Source organism: Xanthomonas prunicola, from assembly GCF_002846205.1.
Taxonomy (GTDB): domain Bacteria; phylum Pseudomonadota; class Gammaproteobacteria; order Xanthomonadales; family Xanthomonadaceae; genus Xanthomonas; species Xanthomonas prunicola.
In genome coordinates, this window is record NZ_PHKV01000001.1 from 1,406,078 (window position 1) to 1,428,588 (window position 22,511).

The window sequence follows — 22,511 nt, forward strand, 5'->3', positions numbered from 1 at the left end:
GGCTGCGTCGCCCCGTGATCTTGGCCATATCCGGCCCGGGCGCACGCTTTATCAGTGTCGTGCCAGGAAATTCTGCCGGGGGCTTGCAGGTCGTTGGCAAGTCGTTATAATGCGCGGCTCGCCGGGGCAACCCGGAAATTCCGTCACGCGAGTCCGCTCGCACCCGCCCGGGGCTCCCGGACGGAAATCCCATTTTCTGGAGAACACATGCCCAGCGTTAAAGTCCGCGAGAACGAGCCCTTCGAATTTGCGCTCCGTCGTTTCAAGCGCACCTGCGAAAAGGCCGGCGTGCTGGCCGAAACCCGCAAGCGCGAGTTCTATGAAAAGCCGACCCAGGAGCGTAAGCGCAAGGCTGCCGCTGCCGTGAAGCGTCAGCTGCGTCGTTCCTCGCGCGACGTCACCAAGCGCCAGCGCTTGTACTGATCGAACGCGGTTCCTTGCCGGTGGGTCTGCGCTGAAGGCGCGTCTCACCGGGAGCGAACCCAAGAGCCGGCACGCGCAAGCGTCGCCGGCTTTTTGCATTGGTCTGTCACGCGGTTGCGCGTCAGCGACATCGCGCAGCCCGTGCGAGACGCGTGCCGCCCACCGTGCTGATTGCAACGCGCGCCCCGCCTACATTTCGGCCGACGCACCCAGTGGGTCCAGGCGCCTCGGCCACCATTCGATACCCACACTCAGGAGTCACCGCATGCCCCTCAAGCAGCAGCTCACCGATGACATGAAGGCCGCCATGAAGTCCGGCGACAAGCACAGCCTGGGCGTGATCCGGCTGATCAATGCCGCGATCAAGCAGAAGGAAGTGGACGAGCGCATCGAGATGGACGATGCCGCCGTCATCGCCGTGCTCGACAAGATGGTCAAGCAGCGCAAGGACTCGGTCAGCCAGTTCGAAGCCGCCGCACGCGAAGACCTGGCGCAGATCGAGCGCGAGGAGATCGTGGTCATCGAGCGCTACCTGCCGGCCAAGATGGGCGAAGCCGACATCGTCGCCGCCATCCAGGCTGCCATCGCGCAGACCGGCGCCAGCAGCCCGGCCGACATCGGCAAGCTGATGGGCGCGCTCAAGCCCAAGCTGGCCGGTCAGGCTGACATGGGCCTGGTCTCGACCCTGGTCAAGCAGCACCTGGCCGGCTGAGCCCCACCTCCGCGACGTCCTGCGCCAATCGGCCGGGGCGTCCGGGCGGGTCAGCGATCGGCGATTGCGGCGATTGCGGCGATTGCGGCGATTGCGGCACAGCATGCAGCTCTCTCGGCATAGTGCAATCGCGCAGTACGATTCCCACCGGAGCTTCCATCAAAGCATCTCGTCTGGACGTTATCGATCCGCAACGCCTGAAGAAGCAGAAGTTAATGATGGTCTTGCTGAATTCTCCAATCGTTCTCGTACATGGTCTGTTTGGACATTTGGCAGACCCGAACATACTGACCGCTTTTGGAACTGCAGACGTTTATGCACCGGATTTACTTGGCTACGGACACTATAAGCATTGTGCCCCGGAAAACCTGACCCTCACGGATCAGGCGCACCACGTTGCGGCATACATTCGTCGCCTTGCAAGAAACAAGGTTCATCTCGTGGGGCATTCCGTGGGCGGAGCAGTCGCTGTGCTGGTCTGCAGCCTGTACCCAGAGCTCGTCGCTTCCTTCACCAGTGTCGAGGGCAACTTCACTCTGAAAGATGCCTTCTGGTCCGGGCAGGTTGCGCAAAAGCCACTGACCGAGGTGACTGCGATCATGGATCGCTACAAAGCTGATCCCGATGCCTGGATCGCTGCTGCCGGAGTTCCAATCACCGCATGGACTTCCACCCTTGCGAGAAGCTGGCTGGCCAATCAACCGGCTTCAACGATCCGGGCGCAAGCGCAAGCCGTTGTCGCTGCGACAGGTGCAGACCAGTATTTGACAGACATCCGTCATTTACTCACCTCATCAACGCCGATGTATCTCATTGCCGGAGCGCGCTCGTCTGCGGGATGGGATGTCCCGGAGTGGGCCAATGCGGGATGCGCGATGCGGATAAACATTCCGAATGCAGGCCACCTCATGATGGTGGAAGATCCAGCCCGATTTGCGACAGCTGTGCTGACCTGCCTTCATTACGAATAGCGATGGCGTCGTACTTCGATCTCTCCCTGCATTAATTCCTGGAAGAGATATCCGAATCACTGATGCAGGCGAGACTCCTTGCATCGAAGGGCTTTCATTCTGTCCCCCCGGCACGCGATCATTACCAGGATTTCGTAACGCCTCTGGACGCATGACGCTGCACGGCAGATACACCAAAGGCTGCCCCCGCTGCGTACTTCACGCCAGGACAGCATCCCGTTGCGGCGGGCATCGCTAAGTGCCAAGGGTCCACGCTGCATGCCTTCGCCCATCGACCCTCCTTCCTCACCGCTTTCACCCGATCTTTGGATCAGCCCTGTTAGAAAAGCGGGACAGCGCAGGCATGGGCAAGGTCTTTCCGCATACCAACTTTGCTCTGGCGTCACCTGCGCGTACAACGGTATGCGCCAAGGATGTTCCCGACGGTGACGACGCTTTCAACCGCCTATCTGCATAAGCACGTGAGCCGTCTACAGCGCAGCGTGCCGATGGCGCTACTGAACCGCTTTATTGAGATCGACGTGATGACGCAGGCGGCGTCGTTGTCGTTCTACGCGCTGTTGTCGCTCGCACCGCTGCTGGTCCTGCTGTTGTGGCTGACGGCCTCGCTGTATCCGCCCGCGCAGGACGCGTTGGTGCAGCAGGTCGCGCAACTGGCGGGCGGCAGCGCTGCCGAAGTGGCCCAGACCATCATTCGCAACGCCACCGCTCAGCCCGGCGTTGGCTCGCTGGCAGGCTTGTGGGGCACGCTGCTGCTGTTCATCGGCGCCACGGCGGTGTTTGCGCAACTGCAGAACGCCCTGAACCTGATTTTTCGTACCGACAAGCAACGCCTGGACGGCCTGATGGCGTGGCTGAAAAAGCGCGTGTTCTCGTTCGGCGTGATCCTGGCACTGGGCTTTTTGCTGATCGTGTCGATGATCGCCACCACCGCACTGCAGGTGGTGTTCGCACGCCTGCCATCGGTGTTGCCTGCGGTCGGATATGTGACGACGCTGGCGCTGTATTCGCTGGCATTCGCGTTCCTGTATCGCTATCTGCCCGACCGCACCGTCGATTGGCGCCAGGCGTTTCTGGGCGGCGTCATCACTGCGCTGCTGTTTGCGCTGGGCCGCTACGCCATTGGCGTGTATATCGCCACCGCTGCGCCAGGCAGCGCGTACGGTTCGATGGGGACGCTGGTCATCCTGCTGGTATGGATGTACTACGCCTCGGTGGTGTTCTTTGTGGGCGCGTTGATCACCGCGGTGATCGACGAGCGCGTGCGCTCGCATCGCAAGCTGCGCGAGGCAGGTGTCGACCCGGAACATCCGCCGGTGATCGTACCGCCTGCCGATGCAGCGCCCATGTCTTCAGCGTCGGAGTCAGTGCCGCTGCCACGCGGCTGAGGACAACAGCGGTTTCCGCATGGCTGGCGCACGCAGTCACTGAATGGCGGGACAGGGCGCCGGCAGGCCGCTGAGATATCCTAGCGGGATGGCCCGCATCCCCGACGCATTCATCGACGAACTGCTCGCACGTACCGACATTGTCGAGGTGGTGGGCGGTCGCGTGCCGCTCAAGCGTCAGGGCAAGGAATATTCGGCGCGCTGCCCGTTCCACGACGAGCGCTCGGCCTCGTTCACCGTGTCGCCGACCAAGCAGTTCTATCACTGCTTCGGCTGCGGCGCGCACGGCACCGCGATCAGCTTCCTGATGAATTACGACCGCCTCGAATTTCTCGATGCGGTCGACGAGCTGGCCAAGCGCGCCGGCATGGAAATCCCACGCGAGACCCAGCAACGCACCCCGCAGCAGCAGGACGACAGCCGCGAGCTGTATTCGGCACTGGAAGCGGCCACCAGGTTCTTCCAGCGTCAGCTCGAAGGCAGCGCGCGCGCGATCGAATATCTGGACGGGCGCGGCGTGGATGCGGAGAACCGTGCGCGTTTCCAGATCGGCTATGCGCCCGATGGCTACAGCGCATTGAAGGACACCCTGGGCACCGATGCCCGCCGCATGAGTGTGCTCGAGCGGGCCGGGCTGTTTTCCAAGAACGATCGCGGCCACGTCTACGACAAGTTCCGCGACCGGGTGATGTTTCCGATCTTCGATCGCCGGGGCCGGGTGATCGCCTTCGGCGGACGCATCATGGGTGCACCGGCCGATGGCCGCGACCCGGGGCCGAAGTACCTCAATTCGCCGGAAACCGCGCTGTTCCACAAGGGCCGCGAGTTGTACGGCCTGTGGCAGGTGCGCCAGGCCAATCAGAAGATCGAGCGGCTGATCGTGGTGGAGGGCTACATGGACGTGGTCTCGCTGTTCCAGTTCGGCGTGACCCAGGCGGTAGCCACGCTGGGCACCGCCACCACGCCCGAACATGCCGAGCTGTTGTTCCGCAATGCGCCGGATGTGTACTTCTGCTTCGATGGCGACAACGCCGGGCGCAAGGCCGGCTGGCGCGCGCTCGAATCGGTGCTGCCGCGCATGAAGGATGGCCGCCAGGCGTTCTTCCTGTTCCTGCCCGATGGCGAAGACCCGGACACCATCGTGCGCAAGGAAGGCGCGCAGGCCTTCGATCAGCGCCTGAAACAGGCTACCCCGCTGTCACAGTTCTTCTTCGACGAGATGTCGCGCGAGATCAACCTGCACACGCTCGACGGCAAGGCACGCCTGGCCGAACGCGCGCGCCCGATGCTGGCGCAGATCCCCGAGGGTGCGTTCGGCGATTTGATGAAACAGGAACTGGCGCGTTTGACCGGCGTTGGTGCGGGTGCGTCCGCGCAGCAGTCTGCACCCAAGCCGCGGCCGCCTGCACGCATGGGTGCCCCCACGCAGAAACGCAGCCTGGTACGGGCATCGATCGCCATCCTGCTGCAACGACCGTCATTGGCAGCGAGCCTGGAGGGCGTTCATGATTTTTCCGGATTGCGCCTGCCTGGTATCGACTTGTTGATGGAGTTGCTGGATCTGGTCCGGCAACGCCCGGACATCAGCACGGGCGCGCTGCTGGAGCACTTCGCCGAGCGCGAGGAGCAGGCCGCGTTGCAAAAATTGGCGGCGCAGGAACTGCCCGGCGACGAACACAGTTGGGCAATCGAGCTGCACGACGTCGTCGCCCAGCTCGACAAACAGCTGCTGCGTCAGCGCGTGGAAGAACTGCAGGGCAAACAGCGCGCGCAGGGTCTGGACGACACCGATAAATACGAAATGCGCGAACTGCTCAAGGCACTCGCAGCGTCGTGATGCACTTCCGCTGGCGTCATGTCAGGGCAAGCAATGCCGCACCGCCGCGCTGACGCGCGAAATCGCCGGCCTGCTCCAGCGTTGGGAATCTTGCAATAGCCGATCACGCCTGAAGGCCAACGCGCTCGGCACGTCGGTGGCCATTGCTGACACTAGAGCCGCTTGAACAAGGTGTTTGCCATGGACTCAAGCACAGCGACAGTCGTCTCCGCATCCTGCACATCGCTGGCCTCGATCTGCCGGGCGTGCGTGACCAGCCGGTCGATCAAGGCATCGCGCGCCTGCTGCTCGATTGCGTCGGCCTGCTGGCACTGCTGCTTCCCGGTCACGGCCTTGATCGGCTCGGCGATCAAGTTATCGTAGGCAGTGGTGTGCTGCGACTTCATCTGCTCAAGAAATTGCCCGATATCCGTCGGTATGCCGGTAGAGGTTCCCGTCAAGGACTGATTGTCGATCTGGCAATAGCTGACGGTAGATGCCTTGGTGTTGAGAATCGCCAGATCCACGAGCAGATCGATTTCACCGATCTTGGCGTTGCCGTACAGCGTCCTGATCTGATTCAACATCGGAATTTCCCAGGCGTGCGGCACGCAATCGAGCGTATTCCACAAGTCGGCATTCCAGATCTGGTAGGGCTTTTCGCCCACACCCGTCGATGGCAAGGTCGCTGCAAATAGCGCTGCGAAGCCTGCATTGCCCGGCGTTGCCCCCGCAGTGGGGTAGCAATAGACCTGATCGAACCCGTCCAGTTTGCCATGCGTCTTCAACCAGGTCGTCAACGTTGGCGAAAGCGCACCGGCCAGACTATGTCCAGTAAAGATCACCGTCGCGCCGGTGTTGCCCAAGGCTTGCAGAAATTCGACCAGGGTCGTGTTGGGCGCCAGCGCAGTCTGCGGACTGACCATATTCAGCAGATGCCACACACCCGTGGCGGTGCCCATCGAGATCGTCACGCCCTGCGGGTCGACGGGCTTCTTCAGCGCCACAGGTGCACTGCTTGCCAACGGATCGAAGCTGGCGAAATCCACGCTGGAAGCGACATCGAAATCCTCGCCGAACCAATCGTAGAGCGACCTGGGATTGGTAGCGCTCAGTGCGACCACATAGGCTTCGCCAACGTCTGGCATCGCAGCGGTATGCGCCACATACATGACGTTGCCGGACAACACCGAATCCGGCGCCTGCCAGACCTGCGGCCCCCAGACCAATTGCCAGTCGCCAATGACCTTTTGGTTGGAAGATAAAGACAAGGTATCAGTCAGCATTTGCTGGCAGTCCGCCTGCAGCACGGATTGCGGGCCCGTACACGTGCTGACCCAATTGGCCAGGCTCGACAACGCGAATGTCCGTTGGAATTGATCGTAGGGCATGACACACCTTTCCCTGTGGTCGATAGAAAACGTCGAATGACCTGACTCCACTGATGGAGTGGTCGCCTGCAGCTGCGCGCCGTGTGCAAGTGCTGAATAAATGTAGCAATACCGGGCTGCGCGAACTGAGACCTGCACGTAATTTCGAAACGACTTGCGGGGTAGGCGCATGTGGGTGCAGCGCCACGGCCGGCACGATGCCTTAGCGAGCGACTGACTCTACAATGCAGGTTGCGTTAGACACTCTCTTGCCCCAGTTTCACACCATGATCAAACATTGGTTGGCGCGGTTGCGCATCGATCCTTTCACCCTTGCATTGCTGTGCACGGTCACGCTCGCCTCGTTGTTGCCGGTTTCCGGCGCTGCCGCCGCGATCATGGACGATGTCACCGATGTGGCGATCGCCGCGCTGTTCTTCCTGCACGGCGCACGGCTCTCGCGCGAAGCGGTCAAGGCCGGCGCGCTGCATTGGCGCCTGCATCTGGTGATCCTGGCCTGCACGTTCGTACTGTTTCCGCTGCTCGGCCTGTTGTTCAAGCCACTGGCGCATATCGCACTGACGCCGGAGCTCTACATCGGCGTGCTGTTCCTGTGCGCGTTGCCGTCCACGGTGCAGTCCTCGATCGCATTCACCTCGATGGCGCGCGGCAATGTGCCGGCCGCGGTGTGCGCGGCCTCGCTGTCCAGCCTGTTGGGCGTGTTTTTTACCCCATTGCTGATGGGCGCCATGGTCGGCAGCCAGGGCGCGATGGCGCACCCGGCCGAAGCCATCGGCAAGATCCTGCTGCAGTTGCTGGTGCCATTCCTGGCGGGGCATTTCATGCGCCCGTGGATCGGCGGTTGGGTCGAGCGCCATCGCGCGGTGCTGCGCTATACCGACCAGGGCACCATCCTGCTGGTGGTCTACACCGCCTTCAGCGCGTCGGTGAACGAAGGGCTGTGGCAGAAGACGCCACTGCCGGCATTGCTCGCAGTGCTGGGCGCGGCGGCACTGTTGCTGGCAGTGGCCATGCTGTCGATCACCTTCATTGCGCGCCGGCTTGGCTTCAACCGCGCCGACGAGATCGCCATCGTGTTCTGCGGCTCGAAGAAGAGCCTGGCCACCGGCGTGCCGATGGCCAAGGTGATGTTTGCCGGTGGCGGCCTGGGCGCGATCGTGTTGCCGATCATGCTGTATCACCAGTTGCAGCTGATCGTGTGCGCGTTTGTGGCCGCGCGTTATGCACGCAATGCACCAAACGCGCCGCAAGGCGCGCCCGGGGCGCATTGACGGTGCATCGTCAGCGCCCAGCCGTTGCGCATCGCGTGACAGCAGTTCGCATTGCCGGAAGGTCCGGGTTGTAAGCAGATATACAACGGTGATCACGCACGTCCGCCTGCGCGCCCCCGCGCTCGCTAGAGTGCTGGATCGACCTCCTGCCGCCCCACGGTGACTGTCATGACGCTGTCGTTTCGACGCCCCTCCCCGTCCTTGATCGCGCTGCTGGCGGTGCTGGCCACGCTGACTGCCTGCAACAAGCCCGCCCCGCCCGCAGCTCCCGCAGCTCCCGCGCAGACCAAGGCTGCATCCACGCCAGCGCCCGCTGCCAGCATCGCCTGGCGCGAGGGCGACGTGGAAGACGCCTTTGCCGAAGCCAAGGAAAGCGGCAAGCCGATCCTGTTGTACTGGGGCGCGGCCTGGTGCCCGCCCTGCAATCGACTGAAGGCCACGCTGTTCAAGGATCCGGCCTTCATCGCGCGCACCCAGCAATTTGTCGCCGTGCACCTGGATGGCGATTCCGAAGGCGCGCAGGCTTGGGGCGAGCGCTTCGGGGTCAAGGGCTATCCCACCATCATCGTGCTACGCCCGGACCACAGCGAAATCACCCGTCTGGCCGGCGATGCCGATAACGCACGCCTGGCCGAGGTATTGCGGGTTGCGGCCAAGAGCACCAGCACCGCACAGCAATTGCTCGACAAGGCGCTGCACACGCCGCAACAGCTCAGCGCAGACGATTGGGCCGTGCTCGGCAGCTATGCCTGGGGCACCGACGACCGGCTGGTCAAGCCCGCCGACGCCGCCAATGTGCTGACCCGGCTCTCGACAGCGGCGCCACAGCCGGCGCTGCAGCGCAGCTTCGCCCTGGCCGCCATTAGCGCTGCCAAGCATCCACCGGCCGCCAGCGCCGCCAATCGCACCTTGCTGGAAACGGTGTTGGCCGACCCGGCAGAAGTACGCGCCAATCTCGGCACGCTGAGCTATATGCCGGCGCGTCTGATCACGGCCGCCAGCAACGAGGCCGGCGTACGCACTACGCTTTCCAACGCACTGAATCAGGCCTTGGACAAGGTCTACGCCGACACCTCACTGCCGATCTCCGACCGGCTCGGCACTGCATATGCCCGCATCCAGCTGGCACGCCTGGCGCAAGGCCAGCCCACCGAGACCGAGGCCAAAGGCCCGCAGCCGCCGCTTCCCACCGAGGTGGCCGATCTCGTGCGCCAGCGCGTGCAATGGGCCAGCGACGCAGCCAAGACCGATGAGGAGCGCCAGTCCACCATCAGCACCGCCGCGGCGTTGCTGGGAGAAGCGGGCGATGCCAGCGGTGCCGAGCAACTGCTGCTGGCGGAGCTGTCGCGCAGCAAGACGCCGTACTACTACATGCCCGAGCTGGCAGATCTGGCCGAACAACGTGGCGACAAGAAGACCGCGCTGTCCTGGCTCAGGAAGGCCTACGAAAGCGCGCAAGGCCCTGCCACCCGCGTGCAGTGGGGCGTGATGTACGTGGATGGGCTGATCCGGCTCAGTCCCGACGACACCGCCGGCATCGAGAGCGCTGCCACGCAGGTGATCGGCGAGTTGGCTGGCCAACCGGATGGGTACCGGCAACGCACCCGGCAGCGCTTCGCTACGCTCGGCACCGCATTGAAGGCCTGGAGCAAGCAGCACCGCCATGAAGGCAGCGCAGTGCTGGCGCGCCTGCAACAGAAAATGCAATCCAGCTGCGACAGCAAAAACACCAGCGAGTGCGCCAGCTGGTTGAGCTGAGCCGGCACAGCGTTGCCGTTGCTGGCAACGTCTGATGGATCAACTCAGTTCGCGAACCGGGAACCGCGACGTCTGCCAACATCGACGTCGCTATGATTTCCACACGGCGCACCTGGCCTGTCTACCCGACAGTTCCTGGTCACACTGCGAACGCGCGACAGGCGCATTGCGCAGAATGCGCGGAGCGCGCCACCGTGGCGACTAGCGCACCCACGGCAACAGCAGATGGTCGACCATCAGGAAGGCGAACAGCGCCATCAGATACACGATGGAATAGCCGAACATCTTCATCGAAAACAGTTCGTCCGGCGGGTCCAGCATGCGCCATGCATACCAGAGGAACACCGCATTGAGCACCACCGCGCCGCCCAGATAGAACACCCCGCTCATGCCCACTGCCACCGGCAGCAAGGTCACGATGGCCAGCAACACGGTGTAGACCAGGATCTGCTTGCGCGTATGCGGCACGCCGTGGGTCACCGGTAACATCGGGATCGCCGCCTTGGCGTAGTCGGCGCGCCGGAAGATCGCCAGCGCCCAGAAATGCGGCGGCGTCCAGATGAAGATGATCAGCACCAGCAGCGAGGCGTTGATCCAGTCGGCGCTGGTCGACAGCCCGGTCACTGCGGCCCAGCCCAGCATCGGCGGCGTGGCGCCGGCCAGACCGCCAATCACGATGTTCTGCGAGGTCGCGCGTTTCAGGTACACGGTGTAGATCACCGCATATCCGATCAGCGAGGCGAAGGTCAGCACCGCGGTGATGACATTCACCCACACCACCAGGATGGTCATGGAGATCACGATCAGCGCGCCTGCGAACACCAGCACCTGCCACGGCTGCACCTTGCCCACCACTAGCGGGCGCCATGAAGTGCGCGCCATCTGCGCGTCGATCTTGGCATCGAGCAATTGGTTGATCGCCGCCGCCGCCGAGGCGGCCAGCCAGATGCCCAGAAAGCCCAGCGCGCCGGTGCGCACCTGCAGCCAGGTCGGCATGTCGGGAATGGCCAGGAACATGCCCACCAACGCAGTGAACACGATCAGTGCCACCACCTTGGGTTTGGTCAGATCCCAATAATCGCGTGCGCTGACGGCCATGCTCACTCCGGCGCGCGCAGCCGCGCCAGCAGCGAGACCAGCACGAACAACAAGGCCACCGCACCACCGTTATGCATGACCGACACTTCCAACGGCAGCGCCAGCTTCACGTTGAGCACGCCCAGCGTCACCTGCACGGCCACCAGCAGCGCCAGCGCCGCAGCCCATACCCGCATCCCCGGCGAACGCGACAAGCGCCAAGCCAGCCACCACAGGTACAGCGCCGTCGCAATCGCCCACAGCCGGTGGGCCATCTGGATCGCGATACGCGCCGCACCATCCAGTACGCCGCCTTCGTAATCCACTCCAATGCCGCGCCACAAGGTGAAGCCTTCGCGGAAATCGTGCGGCGGCCACCATTGGCTGACGCAACGCGGGAAATTATCGGCCGACCAGCTGCCGCCGCCGCACGCAAGCGCGGCGTAGTTGGCGCTGACCCAGCCACCGAGCGCGATCTGCAGACCCAGCACCGCCACGCCCAGGCGCAGCAGCCACTTCAAGCGCGACGCGTCGGCCAGGGTGATCGGCAAATGCGTCGCACGCCAGGCCATCCACACCAGCAGCGAGAACATCAGCATGCCGCCCAGCAGGTGCCCCATCACCACGATGGGCTTGAGCAGCAGCGTCACCGTCCACATGCCCAACAGCGCCTGGAAGATCACCACCGCAAGCGTCAGCACCGCCGCGCGCGCCAGATCAATGTTGCTCCAGCGCAATGCCGCCAGTAGCAGGATGGCCTCGCCGGCGATCGCCACGCCCAAGCCCACGCTGTGCCAGCCGGACATGTAGAGCGGGATCGACAACGCCACCAACGCGGCCGCCGACACCACCTGGGCAATGCCCATGCGGCGGCGACGCACCGCCAGCAACGACAGCACGAGGACTTCCACACCCAGCGCGCCAGCCAGGAAGCGGTGTACCTGCTCACGCCAGGCCTTATGCGATTCCAGCGGACGGATCTTGCTGGCCACATGCGTGTTGGCTTCGTCGCTGGTTTGCGGCCAGGTCACACGGCCGTAGCAGGTCGGCCAGTCCGGGCAGCTCATGCCGGCATCGGATAGCCGCACGAACGACCCGAACAGGATCGTGCTCGCAGTGAACAGCGCAGCCAGCCAGGCCATGCGATGGAAGTGACGGAACAATGCCGGTGGCGCAAACAAATTCATCGAAACGGGCTCACATCAGTTTCAGCAGCTTGACCAGATCCGACCGCAAGCCGGCCGGATCAAAGCCTGGGGCGTAACGCAAGATCACGAAGCCATTGGGGTCGATCACATACACCGGCACGCCGGCCGCATTGTTGCCGCGCGACAATGCCTGGCGTAGGCGGGCATCGTCGCGCAGCACGCGCAATTCCGGCATCGGCGGCAGCCCGGCCGGCGGCGTGCCGATCCACAACACCTCTACCTTGTCGGCGCGGTGCCCGAGCAACTGCCACACCTTGTCCAGTTCTGCGGCCAACGCCACGCATTGCTGGGTGCAATCTGCCGGCGGCGCCACCGCGATGCGCCAGATGCGCTCGCTCGGTGCCCAGGCATACGGCTGCCCGTTCGCACGGACCGGCACCAACGCCCGCAGATCCGCGGGCGGCTTCAGCAGTTCGCCGTGATTGCGCATCGATGCCGGCTGCCATCCGGAGAAGCGCAGCACGCCGGCCAGCAACATCGAGCCGAAGAACAGCACCGCCAGGGCAATCAGCATCCTGCGACCGCGTTTGACCGACTGCGGTGTGGCCGATGTGGATTGGGTCATGCCGGCGATTTTCTCATGCCGCAGGCATCAGTGCCCGCGGCGGCGGCGGCGCGCACGCCATGTCAGCAGCGTCGCGGTCGCCAGTACCGCGGCGGCCAGCCCGAACCATTGCACCGCGTAACCCAAGTGCCGCGCGGGTGGCAGCGTGTTTGGCAGCATTTCCAGATCGCGTACGTAACCAACCGGCAGTGCCGGATCCAGGCGCAAGACCTGCGACGAAATGTCGCGCCTACCAAGCATGCGGCGTAAGGCCTCCGCATCCAGACGCGTGGCCAACCAGCTCTGCGGAGCGGCCCCCGGCGCCACTGCCGGCCCGATCGCCAGCCCCGCCGATGGCGGTGCGCTCAACAGACCCTGCACGGTCTGCAGGCCGGTTAGCGCAACGATGCTGGGCAACGTTCGATCCGCCGGTAATGGCAGCCAGCCCAAATCGACCAGCATGCTTGCCGACACGCCTTCTGGCGCTGCCAGTTGATACACCCGCACACCGGCACGCCCGTCATGCAACTGATTGTCCAGCAAGACCAGGTGAGGCAGGAATCGCACACGCCCACGCACCCATGCCAGATCGTGCGGCGTCGCCAGCGCCTGTGCCAAGGACAGCGTGGTATCGCGCACATGCGCGGCACGGTCGAGCAAGGCTTGCTTGCTATGCATGCGCTGCAACTGCCAGTGCCCAAGCGCGGCGAAACCCGCGCTCACCAGCAGCGCCAGACACCAGCCGACCGCCGCCGTGTGCTTGCGCGTCATGACAAGCGACGCAAAAAGGCGTGCAATGCCATCACCACGCCGACTGCACCCGGGGCTGTTGTGAACGATTCGCTCAAGACGCTGCTGATTGTCGCCTTCCTGATCGTGATTCTGTGGAACCTGGGCGCCGGCCTCTACTACCTGCTGACCGACCGAGGCCAGACCAAGCGCACCGTCAACGCACTGACCTGGCGCATCGGACTATCGGTTGCGTTGATCGCCATCGTGATCCTCGGCATTTATACCGGCTGGATCAAGCCGCATGGCATCGGCCGCTGACGCGGCCGGGAATGGGGAATCGTAAGAGCAAAAGCAGGCTCGCTCTGGCGATTCCCGATTCTTAAAGTACATACACGAACAGGAACAGCGCCAGCCACACCACGTCGACGAAGTGCCAGTACCACGCGGCCGCTTCGAATGCGAAGTGATTGTCGCGGGTGAAGTGCCCCTTGGCCGCACGCAGCCACATCACCGCCAGCATGATCGTGCCCAGCAGCACATGCATGCCGTGGAAGCCGGTGAGCATGAAGAACGTCGAGCCGTAGATGCCCGAGCCAAGGGTGAGATTGAGTTCGGTGTAGGCGTGGATGTATTCCTCCGCCTGCAGGAACAGGAACACGCAGCCCAGCAGTACGGTCAGGCCCAGCCACACCAGTAACCCACCGCGGCGCCCGCCCTTGAGTGCGTGGTGGGCGATGGTCAAGGTCACGCCGGAGCTGAGCAGGATCAACGTATTGATCAGCGGCAAACCCCAGGCCGGAATGGTCTGGAACTGCCCGCCAATCGTGCCCGGGCCATTGGTCGGCCAGGCAGCGGAATAGCCGTTCCACAACAGCTCGTTGGTCATCACGCCGTCGCCTTCGCCACCCAGCCAGGGCAAGGTCAGCACACGCGTATAGAACAGCGCACCGAAGAAAGCGCAGAAGAACATCACCTCGGAAAAGATGAACCACACCATGCCCATGCGGAACGAGCCATCCACCTGGCGGTTGTAGTGCCCGGCATTGGATTCGCGGATGACATCGCCAAACCACATGAACAACGTCGCCAGCAGCATCGCCACGCCGGCGAAGAACGTCCAGCGCCCCCATGCCGCATCGTTGAGCCAGCTGGCCACACCGATCATCATCACGAACATCGCAATCGACCCGACAAAGGGCCATTTGCTCTGGCTCGGGACGAAATACGCATCGGCGTTGGGACTGTGATCGGCCATGGCGTTGCTTCCGTGTCGTGGTGCGTGTGGATGAAGAATCAGGGCGCGGCGCGCGGTACGCCGGACGTACCACCGCCCTGCAGTTCCGAGGTCAATGGGTCGTTGCGATAGAACGTGTAGGACAAGGTAATCGTGGTGACTTCCGGCGGCAGTGCGGGGTCGACGATGAAACGCAGCGGCATATCGCGTGTTTCACCGGCCTGCAAGGTCTGCGCGGTGAAGCAGAAGCACTCGGTCTTGTTGAAATAGCCCGACGCACGCGCAGGTGCAACCGATGGCACCGCACTGCCCACCACCGCCCGCGCGCCATCGTTGCGCGCAAAATACAGCGCTTCGTTGAGCTCGCCCGGCACCACATCCATCGTCATCTGCTCGGGATGGAAGGTCCACGGCAGTTTGGAATTGACCCCGCCGTCGAACTCAACGCGCACCGTGCGCTTACCGGCGGCGGGTGACGCGCCTGCGTTTGCGCGGCTGCTGCCGGGAGCGCGCTCCATGCGGATTCCAAACACTTTCTCGCAGGCGATCCGGTACAGCGGTACCAGAGAGAACGTCAGCACGAACACACCCAGCACCACGCCCAGCAGCTTGAACAAGCCTGCCGTCGGTGCGTGTGTGGGCACGCGTGCACTCACCGACCAATGACTCCCGAGGCAATGAAGCCTGCATAGATCAGCAGTGCAATGATGCCGAACGTGATCGCGGTGCGACGCACGGCGCGGCGCTGCTGCGCCTGCCGCTCGGCTGCAGATAACAGACGCGTCACCGCCGGCTCCGAGGCGGACTCAGTGACCGATGTCTTCATGCGCAAGATCTCCAGGCTTGATCACCGGCGGCACGGTGAAGGTATGCGCCGGTGCCGGCGACGGCACGGTCCATTCCAGACCCTTGGCGCCTTCCCAGGCGCGCGCGTCTGCCCGCGCGCCGCTCCGCAGCGAGGCCAGCAAAATGCCTGCCATCAGGAACGGCGTGACGAACATGCCAAACGCACCGATCGAACTGACCATGTTCCAGTCGGCGAACACCACGTTGTAGTCGGGAATGCGCCGCGGCATGCCGGCCAGACCAAGGAAGTGCTGCGGGAAGAACAGCAGGTTGACGAAGATCATCGTCCACCAGAAATGGAACTTCGCCAGCGTCTCGTTGTACATGCGACCGGTCCACTTCGGCCACCAGTAATACACCGCCGCAATCAGTGCGAACACCGCGCCCGTCACCAGCACGTAGTGGAAATGCGCCACCACAAAATAGGTATCGTGATACTGGAAATCGGCAGGCACGATCGCCAGCATCAAGCCGGAAAATCCCCCGATGCTGAAGAGAATCACGAACGCCACTGCCCACAACATCGGCGATTCGAAGGTCAGCGAGCCTTTCCACATCGTGCTGACCCAGTTGAACACCTTCACCCCAGTCGGAATGGAGATCAGCATCGTGGCGAACATGAAATAGATTTCGCCACCGAGCGGCATGCCCACGGTGAACATATGGTGCGCCCACACGATGAAGCTCAGGAATGCGATCGCTGCGATGGCGTACACCATCGCCTGGTAACCGAACAACGGCTTGCGGCTGAAGGTCGGGATGATCTCGCTGACCACGCCGAACGCCGGCAGGATCATGATGTACACCTCGGGATGCCCGAAGAACCAGAAGATGTGCTGGTACATCACCGGGTCGCCGCCACCGGCCGCATTGAAGAAACTGGTGCCGAAGAATTTGTCGGTCAACAACATGGTCACTGCGCCTGCCAGTACCGGCATCACCGCAATCAGCAGGAAAGCGGTAATCAGCCAGGCCCAGCAGAAGATCGGCATCTTCAACAGATCGATGCCCGGCGCGCGCATGTTGAGCACGGTGGCGATGATGTTGATCGCGCCCATGATCGAACTGACACCGGCCACATGGATCGCAAAGACGCTGAAAGCGACGTTGTATCCGCCTTGCAGCGACAGCGGCGGATACAGCGTCCAGCCGCCGGCAGGCGCGCCGCCGGGCAGGAACAACGTCAGCAGCAACAAGGTAAAAGCGACCGGCAACAGCCAGAACGACCAGTTGTTCATGCGCGGCAGCGCCATGTCCGGCGCGCCGATCTGCAGCGGAATCATCCAGTTCGCCAGGCCGACGAAGGCCGGCATCACGCCGCCGAAGATCATCACCAGCGCATGCACGGTGGTCATCTGGTTGAAGAATTCCGGTTTGACGAACTGCAAGCCGGGCTGCATCAGTTCGGCGCGAATCACCACGCTCATCGCCGCGCCGATGATGAACATCACGAAGGAAAACAGCAGGTACAGCGTGCCGATGTCCTTGTGATTGGTCGAAAAGAACCAGCGCTCGACGAAACCGGGCTGGTGGTGTCCGTGGTGATCGACTGCGGTATGCGCCATGACGGAACGACCTCTGCGAAACGAGCGGTTGCGAGCGATTAAAGAGCGGCGGTCGGTGGTGCGGCTGGGGTGGGCGCTGCGGCAGGCGCAGTGTCGCCTGCCGGCGTTGCCGGTGCAGCGGACGGCGGTGCGGCGGCTGGACCCGCAGGCACCGTTGCCGGAGCCGTGCCTGACGCGCTGCTGCGACGCGACGCCAGCCAGCGCTGGAATTCAGCCTTGGGCAGCGCCTCCACCACGATCGGCATGAAGCCATGATCCTTGCCGCACAACTCGGCGCACTGTCCGCGATACACACCCGGCTGCTCGATATTGGTCCAGGCTTCGTTGACGATGCCGGGAATCGCATCCTGCTTCCATCCCAGCGCAGGCACCCACCAGGCATGGATCACATCGTCGGCAGTGATCACGAAACGGATCTTGGTGTTGACGGGCAGCACCAGGCGGTTGTCGACATCCAGCAGGTAATGCGGCTGCGAGGCCGCGGTCGGGCGTTCCCCGCTCTGCCTTATGCGATCGGATTCGCGCGCCAGCCGACTGGTGAATTCCACGCCCTGGCCGAGATACTCGTATTTCCACATCCACTGATAGCCGGTCACCTTGACCGTCATTTCCGATTCGCGGGTGTCGTACATCGCAATCAGCTTTGCCGTCGCCGGCCAGGCCATCGCGATCAGTACCAGCACCGGAATCACCGTCCACAACACCTCAGCGGTGGTGTTGTGACTGAATTGCGCAGCCACCGCGCCTTTGGACTTGCGGAACTTGAAGATCGCATAGCCCATCACCGAGAACACCAGCGCGGCAATCACCACGCACACCCACAGCGCCACCATGTGCGCCTCGTAGGCCATGCGCGCGGTCTGGGTCACCCCGCGCCCCATGTTGAGCTGCCATTCCTTGGGATCGGCCGATTGCGCCCAGGTGGCCGGTGCGCTCAGCAGCGCCGCCATCGCCAGGCCCACTTGTGTGTAAGTGCTCATCGACTTCCAGCTGCTGCGTTGCGTCATTGCCTAGACCCTTACGTCATCGGTGACGGCCATTGGCGGCCGCGAGCAAGCGTTTCAGCGTAGTTGCGAGTTCCACACGTTCGGCCGGCCCGAGAAAACTTCCGATCTCGATCTGCTTGCCGCTGCTGACCAGCAACACCCTGTCGTCACGCTCCATGCATAACCGCACCCAATGCGGATGTGCCTGAAACGCTGGTGGCGCATGCCCGGACGGAAACACCTCGACAACGGTTTCCCCCACCCGGATCGCTTCTTCGCGCTCGCCACTTCGCCACAACGTCCGTAGCGCCAGCGCCACCACACCACTGTGCACCAAGGCGAACACCGGCGCGAACGCATTGCCGGTCCACCACCCCAGGCCTGCAAACAGCCACATCATTCCTGCCAACACTGCGAACAGCTGCACAAATTGCCTGGCCGACAGTGCCCGCGGAGGCCGCAACCGCAGCTGCGTCCCAACCCCTTCGGACATCAACGGCAGCACTTCGATCATAGACAGCACGCAGCGCACTGCGGGAATAGCCCGATGGTAGACCCGCGCGAACGCATGCGGCAAGCATTTCCGGCGATCAAACATTTGCTGCAGTGCAACTAAAAATGCGCGTAAATCAATCACTTCCGAATTCCGCGGCGACGGCCGTGCCGAAACCCTGCGACGCGCACAGACGACAACGACATGCACAAAACGGCGGGAAAGCCGCCGCTTCCACACAAGTGCGCACGCCATGCAGCTCACTAGAATGAGCACGGAATCCAAGGCACCTTTCGCATGAACGCTCAGCTCGACCCGCTTGCCTCCACCTCAGTCGTGCGCCCGCTCCTGGCGCCCGAACTGCCCGCCGCACATGGCGCATTGCGTGCTGCCATTACCGCTGCCTGGCTCAAGGACGAAACCGAGCACGTGCATGAGTTGCTCGACCAGGCCCGCCTGCCCGCCGCTGAGCAAGCCAAGGTGCAAGCGATCGCTGCCGATCTGGTCACCCGTGTGCGTGCACGTGCGCAGGACCAGGGCGCCATCGAAGCCTTCATGCGCCAGTACGACCTGGGCAGCGAAGAAGGCGTGTTGCTGATGTGCGTGGCCGAGGCGCTGTTGCGCATTCCCGATCAGGACACCGCCGACAAGCTGATCCGCGACAAGCTCGGCGATGCGGATTGGAAGAAGCACATGGGCGGCAGCGACTCGGTGCTGGTCAACGCATCGACCTGGGGCCTGATGCTCACTGGCAGGCTGGTGCAACTCAACGACCTCACCCGCGCCGATGTACCCGGTGCCTTCAAGCGCCTGATCGGCCGCGTCGGCGAGCCGGTGATTCGCCTGGCCGTGCGCCAGGCCATGAAGATCATGGGCCACCAGTTCGTCATGGGCCGCACCATCGGTGAAGCGCTGTCGCGTTCGCGCAAGGGCGACAACGCCAACTATCGCTATTCGTTCGACATGCTCGGCGAAGGCGCGCTCACCATGAAGGATGCGCGGCGCTATCTGCAGGCGTATCGCGACGCCATCCATGCGATCGGCCGCAGCGGCAACTTCGTTGGTACCGACGTGTTCGCCGCGCCCAGCATCTCGATCAAGTTGTCGGCGCTGTATCCGCGTTACGAACATGCCAAGCGCGCCCGCGTAATGGCAGAGCTGGTACCTGGCGTCCTGGAGCTTGCGCAGTTGGCCAAGTCGTACGGCATCGGCTACACCGTCGACGCTGAAGAAGCCGACCGTCTGGAACTGTCGCTGGACATCATCGAAGCCACCTTCTCCGATCCGTCGTTGGATGGCTGGGAAGGCTATGGCCTAGCTGTGCAGGCGTATCAAAAACGCACGCCGTACACGATCGATTTTCTTGCAGATCTCGCGCGCCGCGTTGGGCGACGCATTCCGGTACGCCTGGTCAAAGGCGCGTACTGGGATGCGGAAATCAAGCGCGCCCAGATCGAAGGGCACCCCGGCTACCCGGTGTTTACCCGCAAGCAAAATACTGACGTGTCGTATCTGGCTTGCGCACGTCGCATGTTCGCGCACAACGACGCGCTGTATCCGATGTTCGCCACGCACAACGCGCAGACCATTGCGGCGGTGCGTGCGATTGCTGCAGGCAAGACCTACGAGCACCAGAAGCTGCACGGCATGGGCGATGACCTGTATGCCGAAGTGATTCCGGCCGATCGTCTCGGCCTGCCATGCCGCGTGTATGCACCGGTCGGCTCGCACGAAGATCTGCTGCCGTATCTGGTGCGTCGCCTGCTGGAAAACGGCGCCAATTCCAGCTTCGTCAATCGCATCACCGATGAAGATGTCGCCATCGAAGACCTCATCCGCGACCCGGTCGAGGCGGTCTCGTCGTTCACCTCCATTCCGCATCCCAAGATTCCGCTGCCGGCCGATTTGCTGCGCAGTCAGAACCAGAACAGGAAAAACTCCATGGGCGCCAATCTCGCCAACGACAACGATCTGCGCCAGCTGGCCGAGCAACTCAATGCCGCCATCAAACCCTGGAAAGCGACGCCCTTGGTGCCTGGTGCGCTCACCAGCACGCCCAGCCAAGCGGTGTTGAATCCGGCGGATCGGCGGGAGACGGTTGGGCAGTGGCATCCGGCTGATCCGGACACCGTGCAGAAGTCGCTGGCCAGCGCTGCGGCCGCCCAACCCGCGTGGAACCGCACACCTGCAGCGAGCCGCGCCACCATCCTCGAGCATGCGGCCGATTTACTTGAAGCGCGCATGCCCGAGTTCATGGCGATCTGCGTCAAGGAAGCCGGCAAGACGCTGCCCGACGCAGTGGCCGAGGTCCGCGAGGCGGTCGATTTCCTGCGCTATTACGCCGGCCAGGCACGCGCGCAGTTCGGTGCGCCTGAGCGACTGCCCGGGCCGACCGGCGAATCCAACGAACTGCAACTGCATGGCCGTGGCGTGTTCGTCTGCATCAGTCCCTGGAACTTCCCGCTGGCGATTTTCCTCGGCCAAGTCGCTGCAGCGCTGGCCGCCGGCAACACCGTGATTGCCAAACCTGCCGAGCAGACCAACTTGATTGGCTTTGCGGCAGTCAAACTGCTGCACGAAGCCGGCGTACCGGAAGCGGCGGTGCAGTTCCTGCCCGGCGATGGCGCTACCGTGGGCGCTGCACTGACCAACGACCCGCGCGTGGCGGGTGTGGCGTTCACCGGTTCCACCGAGACTGCACGCATCATCAACCGCACTCTGGCCGCGCGCGATGCCGCCATCGGCATCTTGATTGCCGAGACCGGGGGCCAGAATGCCTTCATCGCCGACTCGTCTTCGCTGCCCGAAGCAGTGGTCAAAGACGCGATCTCCAGCGCCTTCATCTCCGCCGGGCAGCGTTGCTCCGCGGCACGCGTCCTGTTCGTCCAAGACGACATCGCCGACAAGGTCATGACCATGCTGGCCGGCGCGATGGGCGAGTTGAAGATCGCAGACCCCAGTCTGCTCTCCACCGACGTTGGCCCCGTGATCGACGCCGATGCGCTCAAGATTCTCGACGATCACGCTGCACGTATGGATCGCGAAGCGCGCTTGATTGGAACTACCACGCTGGACAGCGCCACCGCGCACGGCAGCTTCTTCGCTCCACGCGCCTATGAGCTGACATCGCTGGCCCAGCTGCAGCGCGAAATTTTCGGGCCGGTTCTGCACGTGATTCGCTGGAAAGCCGACCAGCTCGACGCCGTCATCGACCAGATCAACGCGACTGGTTACGGCCTCACCTTGGGCGTGCATTCGCGTATCGATGAAACCATCGACCGCATCACCTCGCGCGTGGCGGTCGGTAACGTCTACGTCAATCGCAACCAGATCGGCGCCGTGGTGGGCGTACAACCCTTCGGCGGTCAGGGCCTGTCCGGCACCGGCCCCAAGGCTGGCGGCCCGCATTACCTGCTGCGCTTTGCGACGGAGAAGGTCGTTACCGTTAATACCACCGCGGCCGGTGGCAATGCCTCGCTGCTGACATTGGGCGATTAATGATCTCGCCGATCATGGGCGACTGATCCTTTGCGGCCTGCAGAGGTCGCAACATCGGATCAACAAAAACCCCGCCAAGGCGGGGTTTTTGTTGGGTGTGCATTGCGCGGCTCGTACGCCGAGCACTCCATCAGCAAACATGAAATTTCAGCACTACATGCTACGGCGAAGGTTCACCGAAAGGAGTTGCGCAAGTGTTCAAGCCTCAGGCTACGGAGGTGAGCGGCGCGCGGGGAACAACGCACTTGAAGCCCCACATCAATCCACGCCGCTGCCCGGGTGACGTCGTGCGGCCCTCTGATTTCTACCCCTAAGCTTTTAAGAATCACATCCAGCGCGTCGTTCGAAAGCATCCATCACTGGCTCAAAGTTTCTGCTCAAAGCCTGCGTCGTTACAGAGTGCAGGCGTCAAAACAGCGCGCAGTGTCAACGGAGTTTCTGTTTCGGCCCGCTGCCTGGAAGTTTCCAGAGCCCTAGCCTGCACCTGCAGGCACTGTTGCGAGGCCGCATCTTGCCTGCCTGAGCGGCGCTGACTGCGGGAGGCTGTCTGGCTCAAATTTGGTGCAAAAAGAAACCCTCCATCCTTTCGGATAGAGGG

General features: G+C 63.1%; 21 protein-coding genes. 9 read left to right on the top strand and 12 right to left on the bottom strand.

The window, feature by feature from the left end; translation table 11 throughout:
• The first annotated feature begins 207 nt into the window (after nucleotides 1–207).
• The 5 genes from rpsU to dnaG all read left to right on the top strand — a co-directional run bounded on the left by rpsU (nucleotide 208) and on the right by dnaG (nucleotide 5,331).
• A complete protein-coding gene (gene rpsU, locus XpruCFBP8353_RS06360) occupies nucleotides 208–423 on the top strand; it encodes a 30S ribosomal protein S21 (protein ID WP_002808376.1) in 216 nt (71 codons plus the stop codon).
• Between the two features lie 265 nt (nucleotides 424–688).
• Nucleotides 689–1,135 carry a GatB/YqeY domain-containing protein gene (locus tag XpruCFBP8353_RS06365; RefSeq protein ID WP_101362386.1) on the top strand — a complete coding sequence of 149 codons (447 nt, stop codon included), beginning with the start codon at nucleotides 689–691 and terminating at the stop codon, nucleotides 1,133–1,135.
• 122 nt (nucleotides 1,136–1,257) lie between these two features.
• Nucleotides 1,258–2,106, top strand: a complete 849-nt coding sequence (locus tag XpruCFBP8353_RS06370; protein WP_207759578.1) for an alpha/beta fold hydrolase — start codon at nucleotides 1,258–1,260, stop codon at nucleotides 2,104–2,106.
• Between the two features lie 425 nt (nucleotides 2,107–2,531).
• On the top strand, nucleotides 2,532–3,494 hold the full coding sequence (locus XpruCFBP8353_RS06375) for a YihY/virulence factor BrkB family protein (RefSeq protein ID WP_101362514.1): 963 nt from the start codon (nucleotides 2,532–2,534) through the stop codon (nucleotides 3,492–3,494).
• A gap of 88 nt (nucleotides 3,495–3,582) precedes the next feature.
• On the top strand, nucleotides 3,583–5,331 hold the full coding sequence (gene dnaG, locus XpruCFBP8353_RS06380; protein ID WP_101362387.1) for a DNA primase: 1,749 nt from the start codon (nucleotides 3,583–3,585) through the stop codon (nucleotides 5,329–5,331).
• 152 nt (nucleotides 5,332–5,483) lie between these two features.
• Here the strand turns inward: dnaG and XpruCFBP8353_RS06385 are convergent, their stop codons facing one another.
• A complete protein-coding gene (locus XpruCFBP8353_RS06385; RefSeq protein WP_244298139.1) occupies nucleotides 5,484–6,596 on the bottom strand; it encodes a lipase family protein in 1,113 nt (370 codons plus the stop codon).
• A 371-nt stretch (nucleotides 6,597–6,967) separates the two neighbouring features.
• Here XpruCFBP8353_RS06385 and XpruCFBP8353_RS06390 point away from each other — a divergent pair, with 371 nt between their 5' ends.
• The gene (locus tag XpruCFBP8353_RS06390) at nucleotides 6,968–7,972 is read left to right on the top strand and encodes a bile acid:sodium symporter family protein (protein ID WP_101362389.1); all 1,005 of its coding nucleotides are present in this window, start codon (nucleotides 6,968–6,970) and stop codon (nucleotides 7,970–7,972) included.
• Nucleotides 7,973–8,140: 168 nt separating this feature from the next.
• Nucleotides 8,141–9,730 (top strand): thioredoxin family protein, encoded by a 1,590-nt coding sequence (locus XpruCFBP8353_RS06395; protein ID WP_101362390.1) that lies wholly within the window; start codon nucleotides 8,141–8,143, stop codon nucleotides 9,728–9,730.
• Between the two features lie 201 nt (nucleotides 9,731–9,931).
• On the opposite strand, the gene cyoE is transcribed toward XpruCFBP8353_RS06395, so the two are convergent.
• Genes cyoE through XpruCFBP8353_RS06415 form a run of 4 tightly spaced genes read right to left on the bottom strand, consistent with a single transcriptional unit; the run spans nucleotide 9,932 to nucleotide 13,330 of the window.
• Nucleotides 9,932–10,828 carry a heme o synthase gene (cyoE, locus tag XpruCFBP8353_RS06400; RefSeq protein WP_101362391.1) on the bottom strand — a complete coding sequence of 299 codons (897 nt, stop codon included), beginning with the start codon at nucleotides 10,826–10,828 and terminating at the stop codon, nucleotides 9,932–9,934.
• Between the two features lie 2 nt (nucleotides 10,829–10,830).
• Nucleotides 10,831–11,994, bottom strand: a complete 1,164-nt coding sequence (locus XpruCFBP8353_RS06405) for a COX15/CtaA family protein (protein WP_101362392.1) — start codon at nucleotides 11,992–11,994, stop codon at nucleotides 10,831–10,833.
• A gap of 10 nt (nucleotides 11,995–12,004) precedes the next feature.
• Nucleotides 12,005–12,580, bottom strand: coding sequence for a hypothetical protein (locus tag XpruCFBP8353_RS06410; RefSeq protein ID WP_101362393.1), 576 nt, complete (start codon nucleotides 12,578–12,580; stop codon nucleotides 12,005–12,007).
• 27 nt (nucleotides 12,581–12,607) lie between these two features.
• The gene (locus XpruCFBP8353_RS06415) at nucleotides 12,608–13,330 is read right to left on the bottom strand and encodes an SURF1 family protein (protein ID WP_101362394.1); all 723 of its coding nucleotides are present in this window, start codon (nucleotides 13,328–13,330) and stop codon (nucleotides 12,608–12,610) included.
• A 60-nt stretch (nucleotides 13,331–13,390) separates the two neighbouring features.
• On the opposite strand from XpruCFBP8353_RS06415, the gene XpruCFBP8353_RS06420 reads away from it, so the two are divergent.
• Entirely contained in the window at nucleotides 13,391–13,609 is a 219-nt protein-coding gene (locus tag XpruCFBP8353_RS06420; RefSeq protein ID WP_017157720.1) for a twin transmembrane helix small protein, read from the top strand.
• Between the two features lie 61 nt (nucleotides 13,610–13,670).
• Here the strand turns inward: XpruCFBP8353_RS06420 and XpruCFBP8353_RS06425 are convergent, their stop codons facing one another.
• The 6 genes from XpruCFBP8353_RS06425 to XpruCFBP8353_RS06450 are packed head-to-tail and all read right to left on the bottom strand — an operon-like array spanning nucleotide 13,671 to nucleotide 18,436.
• Nucleotides 13,671–14,546: a cytochrome c oxidase subunit 3 gene (locus XpruCFBP8353_RS06425; RefSeq protein ID WP_101362395.1), complete on the bottom strand. Its 876-nt coding sequence runs from the start codon at nucleotides 14,544–14,546 to the stop codon at nucleotides 13,671–13,673.
• 38 nt (nucleotides 14,547–14,584) lie between these two features.
• On the bottom strand, nucleotides 14,585–15,181 hold the full coding sequence (locus XpruCFBP8353_RS06430; RefSeq protein WP_101362396.1) for a cytochrome c oxidase assembly protein: 597 nt from the start codon (nucleotides 15,179–15,181) through the stop codon (nucleotides 14,585–14,587).
• Nucleotides 15,178–15,351, bottom strand: coding sequence for a hypothetical protein (locus XpruCFBP8353_RS23910; RefSeq protein ID WP_101362397.1), 174 nt, complete (start codon nucleotides 15,349–15,351; stop codon nucleotides 15,178–15,180). Before XpruCFBP8353_RS23910 ends, XpruCFBP8353_RS06430 begins: the two co-directional genes overlap by 4 nt.
• Nucleotides 15,332–16,936, bottom strand: a complete 1,605-nt coding sequence (gene ctaD / locus XpruCFBP8353_RS06440) for a cytochrome c oxidase subunit I (protein ID WP_101362398.1) — start codon at nucleotides 16,934–16,936, stop codon at nucleotides 15,332–15,334. Before ctaD ends, XpruCFBP8353_RS23910 begins: the two co-directional genes overlap by 20 nt.
• Nucleotides 16,937–16,974: 38 nt before the next feature.
• Entirely contained in the window at nucleotides 16,975–17,943 is a 969-nt protein-coding gene (gene coxB / locus XpruCFBP8353_RS06445) for a cytochrome c oxidase subunit II (protein WP_101362399.1), read from the bottom strand.
• Between the two features lie 16 nt (nucleotides 17,944–17,959).
• A complete protein-coding gene (locus XpruCFBP8353_RS06450) occupies nucleotides 17,960–18,436 on the bottom strand; it encodes a DUF2244 domain-containing protein (RefSeq protein WP_039432024.1) in 477 nt (158 codons plus the stop codon).
• Nucleotides 18,437–18,712: 276 nt separating this feature from the next.
• Here XpruCFBP8353_RS06450 and putA point away from each other — a divergent pair, with 276 nt between their 5' ends.
• Nucleotides 18,713–21,913, top strand: coding sequence for a bifunctional proline dehydrogenase/L-glutamate gamma-semialdehyde dehydrogenase PutA (putA, locus tag XpruCFBP8353_RS06455; RefSeq protein ID WP_101362400.1), 3,201 nt, complete (start codon nucleotides 18,713–18,715; stop codon nucleotides 21,911–21,913).
• A 364-nt stretch (nucleotides 21,914–22,277) separates the two neighbouring features.
• Here putA and XpruCFBP8353_RS24070 read toward each other — a convergent pair.
• Nucleotides 22,278–22,511 (bottom strand): hypothetical protein (locus XpruCFBP8353_RS24070; RefSeq protein WP_207759579.1); only part of this gene is annotated, 234 nt, incomplete at its 5' end.

Bases quoted from the DNA above. Each gene is read 5' to 3' on its own strand.
- rpsU (WP_002808376.1), top strand. From the start codon at position 208: ATGCCCAGCGTTAAAGTCCGCGAGAACGAGCCCTTCGAATTTGCGCTC.
- XpruCFBP8353_RS06365 (WP_101362386.1), top strand. From the start codon at position 689: ATGCCCCTCAAGCAGCAGCTCACCGATGACATGAAGGCCGCCATGAAG.
- dnaG (WP_101362387.1), top strand. From the start codon at position 3,583: ATGGCCCGCATCCCCGACGCATTCATCGACGAACTGCTCGCACGTACC.
- XpruCFBP8353_RS06385 (WP_244298139.1), bottom strand. From the start codon at position 6,596: ATGCTGACTGATACCTTGTCTTTATCTTCCAACCAAAAGGTCATTGGC.
- XpruCFBP8353_RS06390 (WP_101362389.1), top strand. From the start codon at position 6,968: ATGATCAAACATTGGTTGGCGCGGTTGCGCATCGATCCTTTCACCCTT.
- XpruCFBP8353_RS06395 (WP_101362390.1), top strand. From the start codon at position 8,141: ATGACGCTGTCGTTTCGACGCCCCTCCCCGTCCTTGATCGCGCTGCTG.
- cyoE (WP_101362391.1), bottom strand. From the start codon at position 10,828: ATGGCCGTCAGCGCACGCGATTATTGGGATCTGACCAAACCCAAGGTG.
- XpruCFBP8353_RS06405 (WP_101362392.1), bottom strand. From the start codon at position 11,994: ATGAATTTGTTTGCGCCACCGGCATTGTTCCGTCACTTCCATCGCATG.
- XpruCFBP8353_RS06410 (WP_101362393.1), bottom strand. From the start codon at position 12,580: ATGACCCAATCCACATCGGCCACACCGCAGTCGGTCAAACGCGGTCGC.
- XpruCFBP8353_RS06415 (WP_101362394.1), bottom strand. From the start codon at position 13,330: ATGACGCGCAAGCACACGGCGGCGGTCGGCTGGTGTCTGGCGCTGCTG.
- XpruCFBP8353_RS06425 (WP_101362395.1), bottom strand. From the start codon at position 14,546: ATGGCCGATCACAGTCCCAACGCCGATGCGTATTTCGTCCCGAGCCAG.
- XpruCFBP8353_RS23910 (WP_101362397.1), bottom strand. From the start codon at position 15,351: ATGAAGACATCGGTCACTGAGTCCGCCTCGGAGCCGGCGGTGACGCGT.
- ctaD (WP_101362398.1), bottom strand. From the start codon at position 16,936: ATGGCGCATACCGCAGTCGATCACCACGGACACCACCAGCCCGGTTTC.
- coxB (WP_101362399.1), bottom strand. From the start codon at position 17,943: ATGACGCAACGCAGCAGCTGGAAGTCGATGAGCACTTACACACAAGTG.
- XpruCFBP8353_RS06450 (WP_039432024.1), bottom strand. From the start codon at position 18,436: ATGATCGAAGTGCTGCCGTTGATGTCCGAAGGGGTTGGGACGCAGCTG.
- putA (WP_101362400.1), top strand. From the start codon at position 18,713: ATGAACGCTCAGCTCGACCCGCTTGCCTCCACCTCAGTCGTGCGCCCG.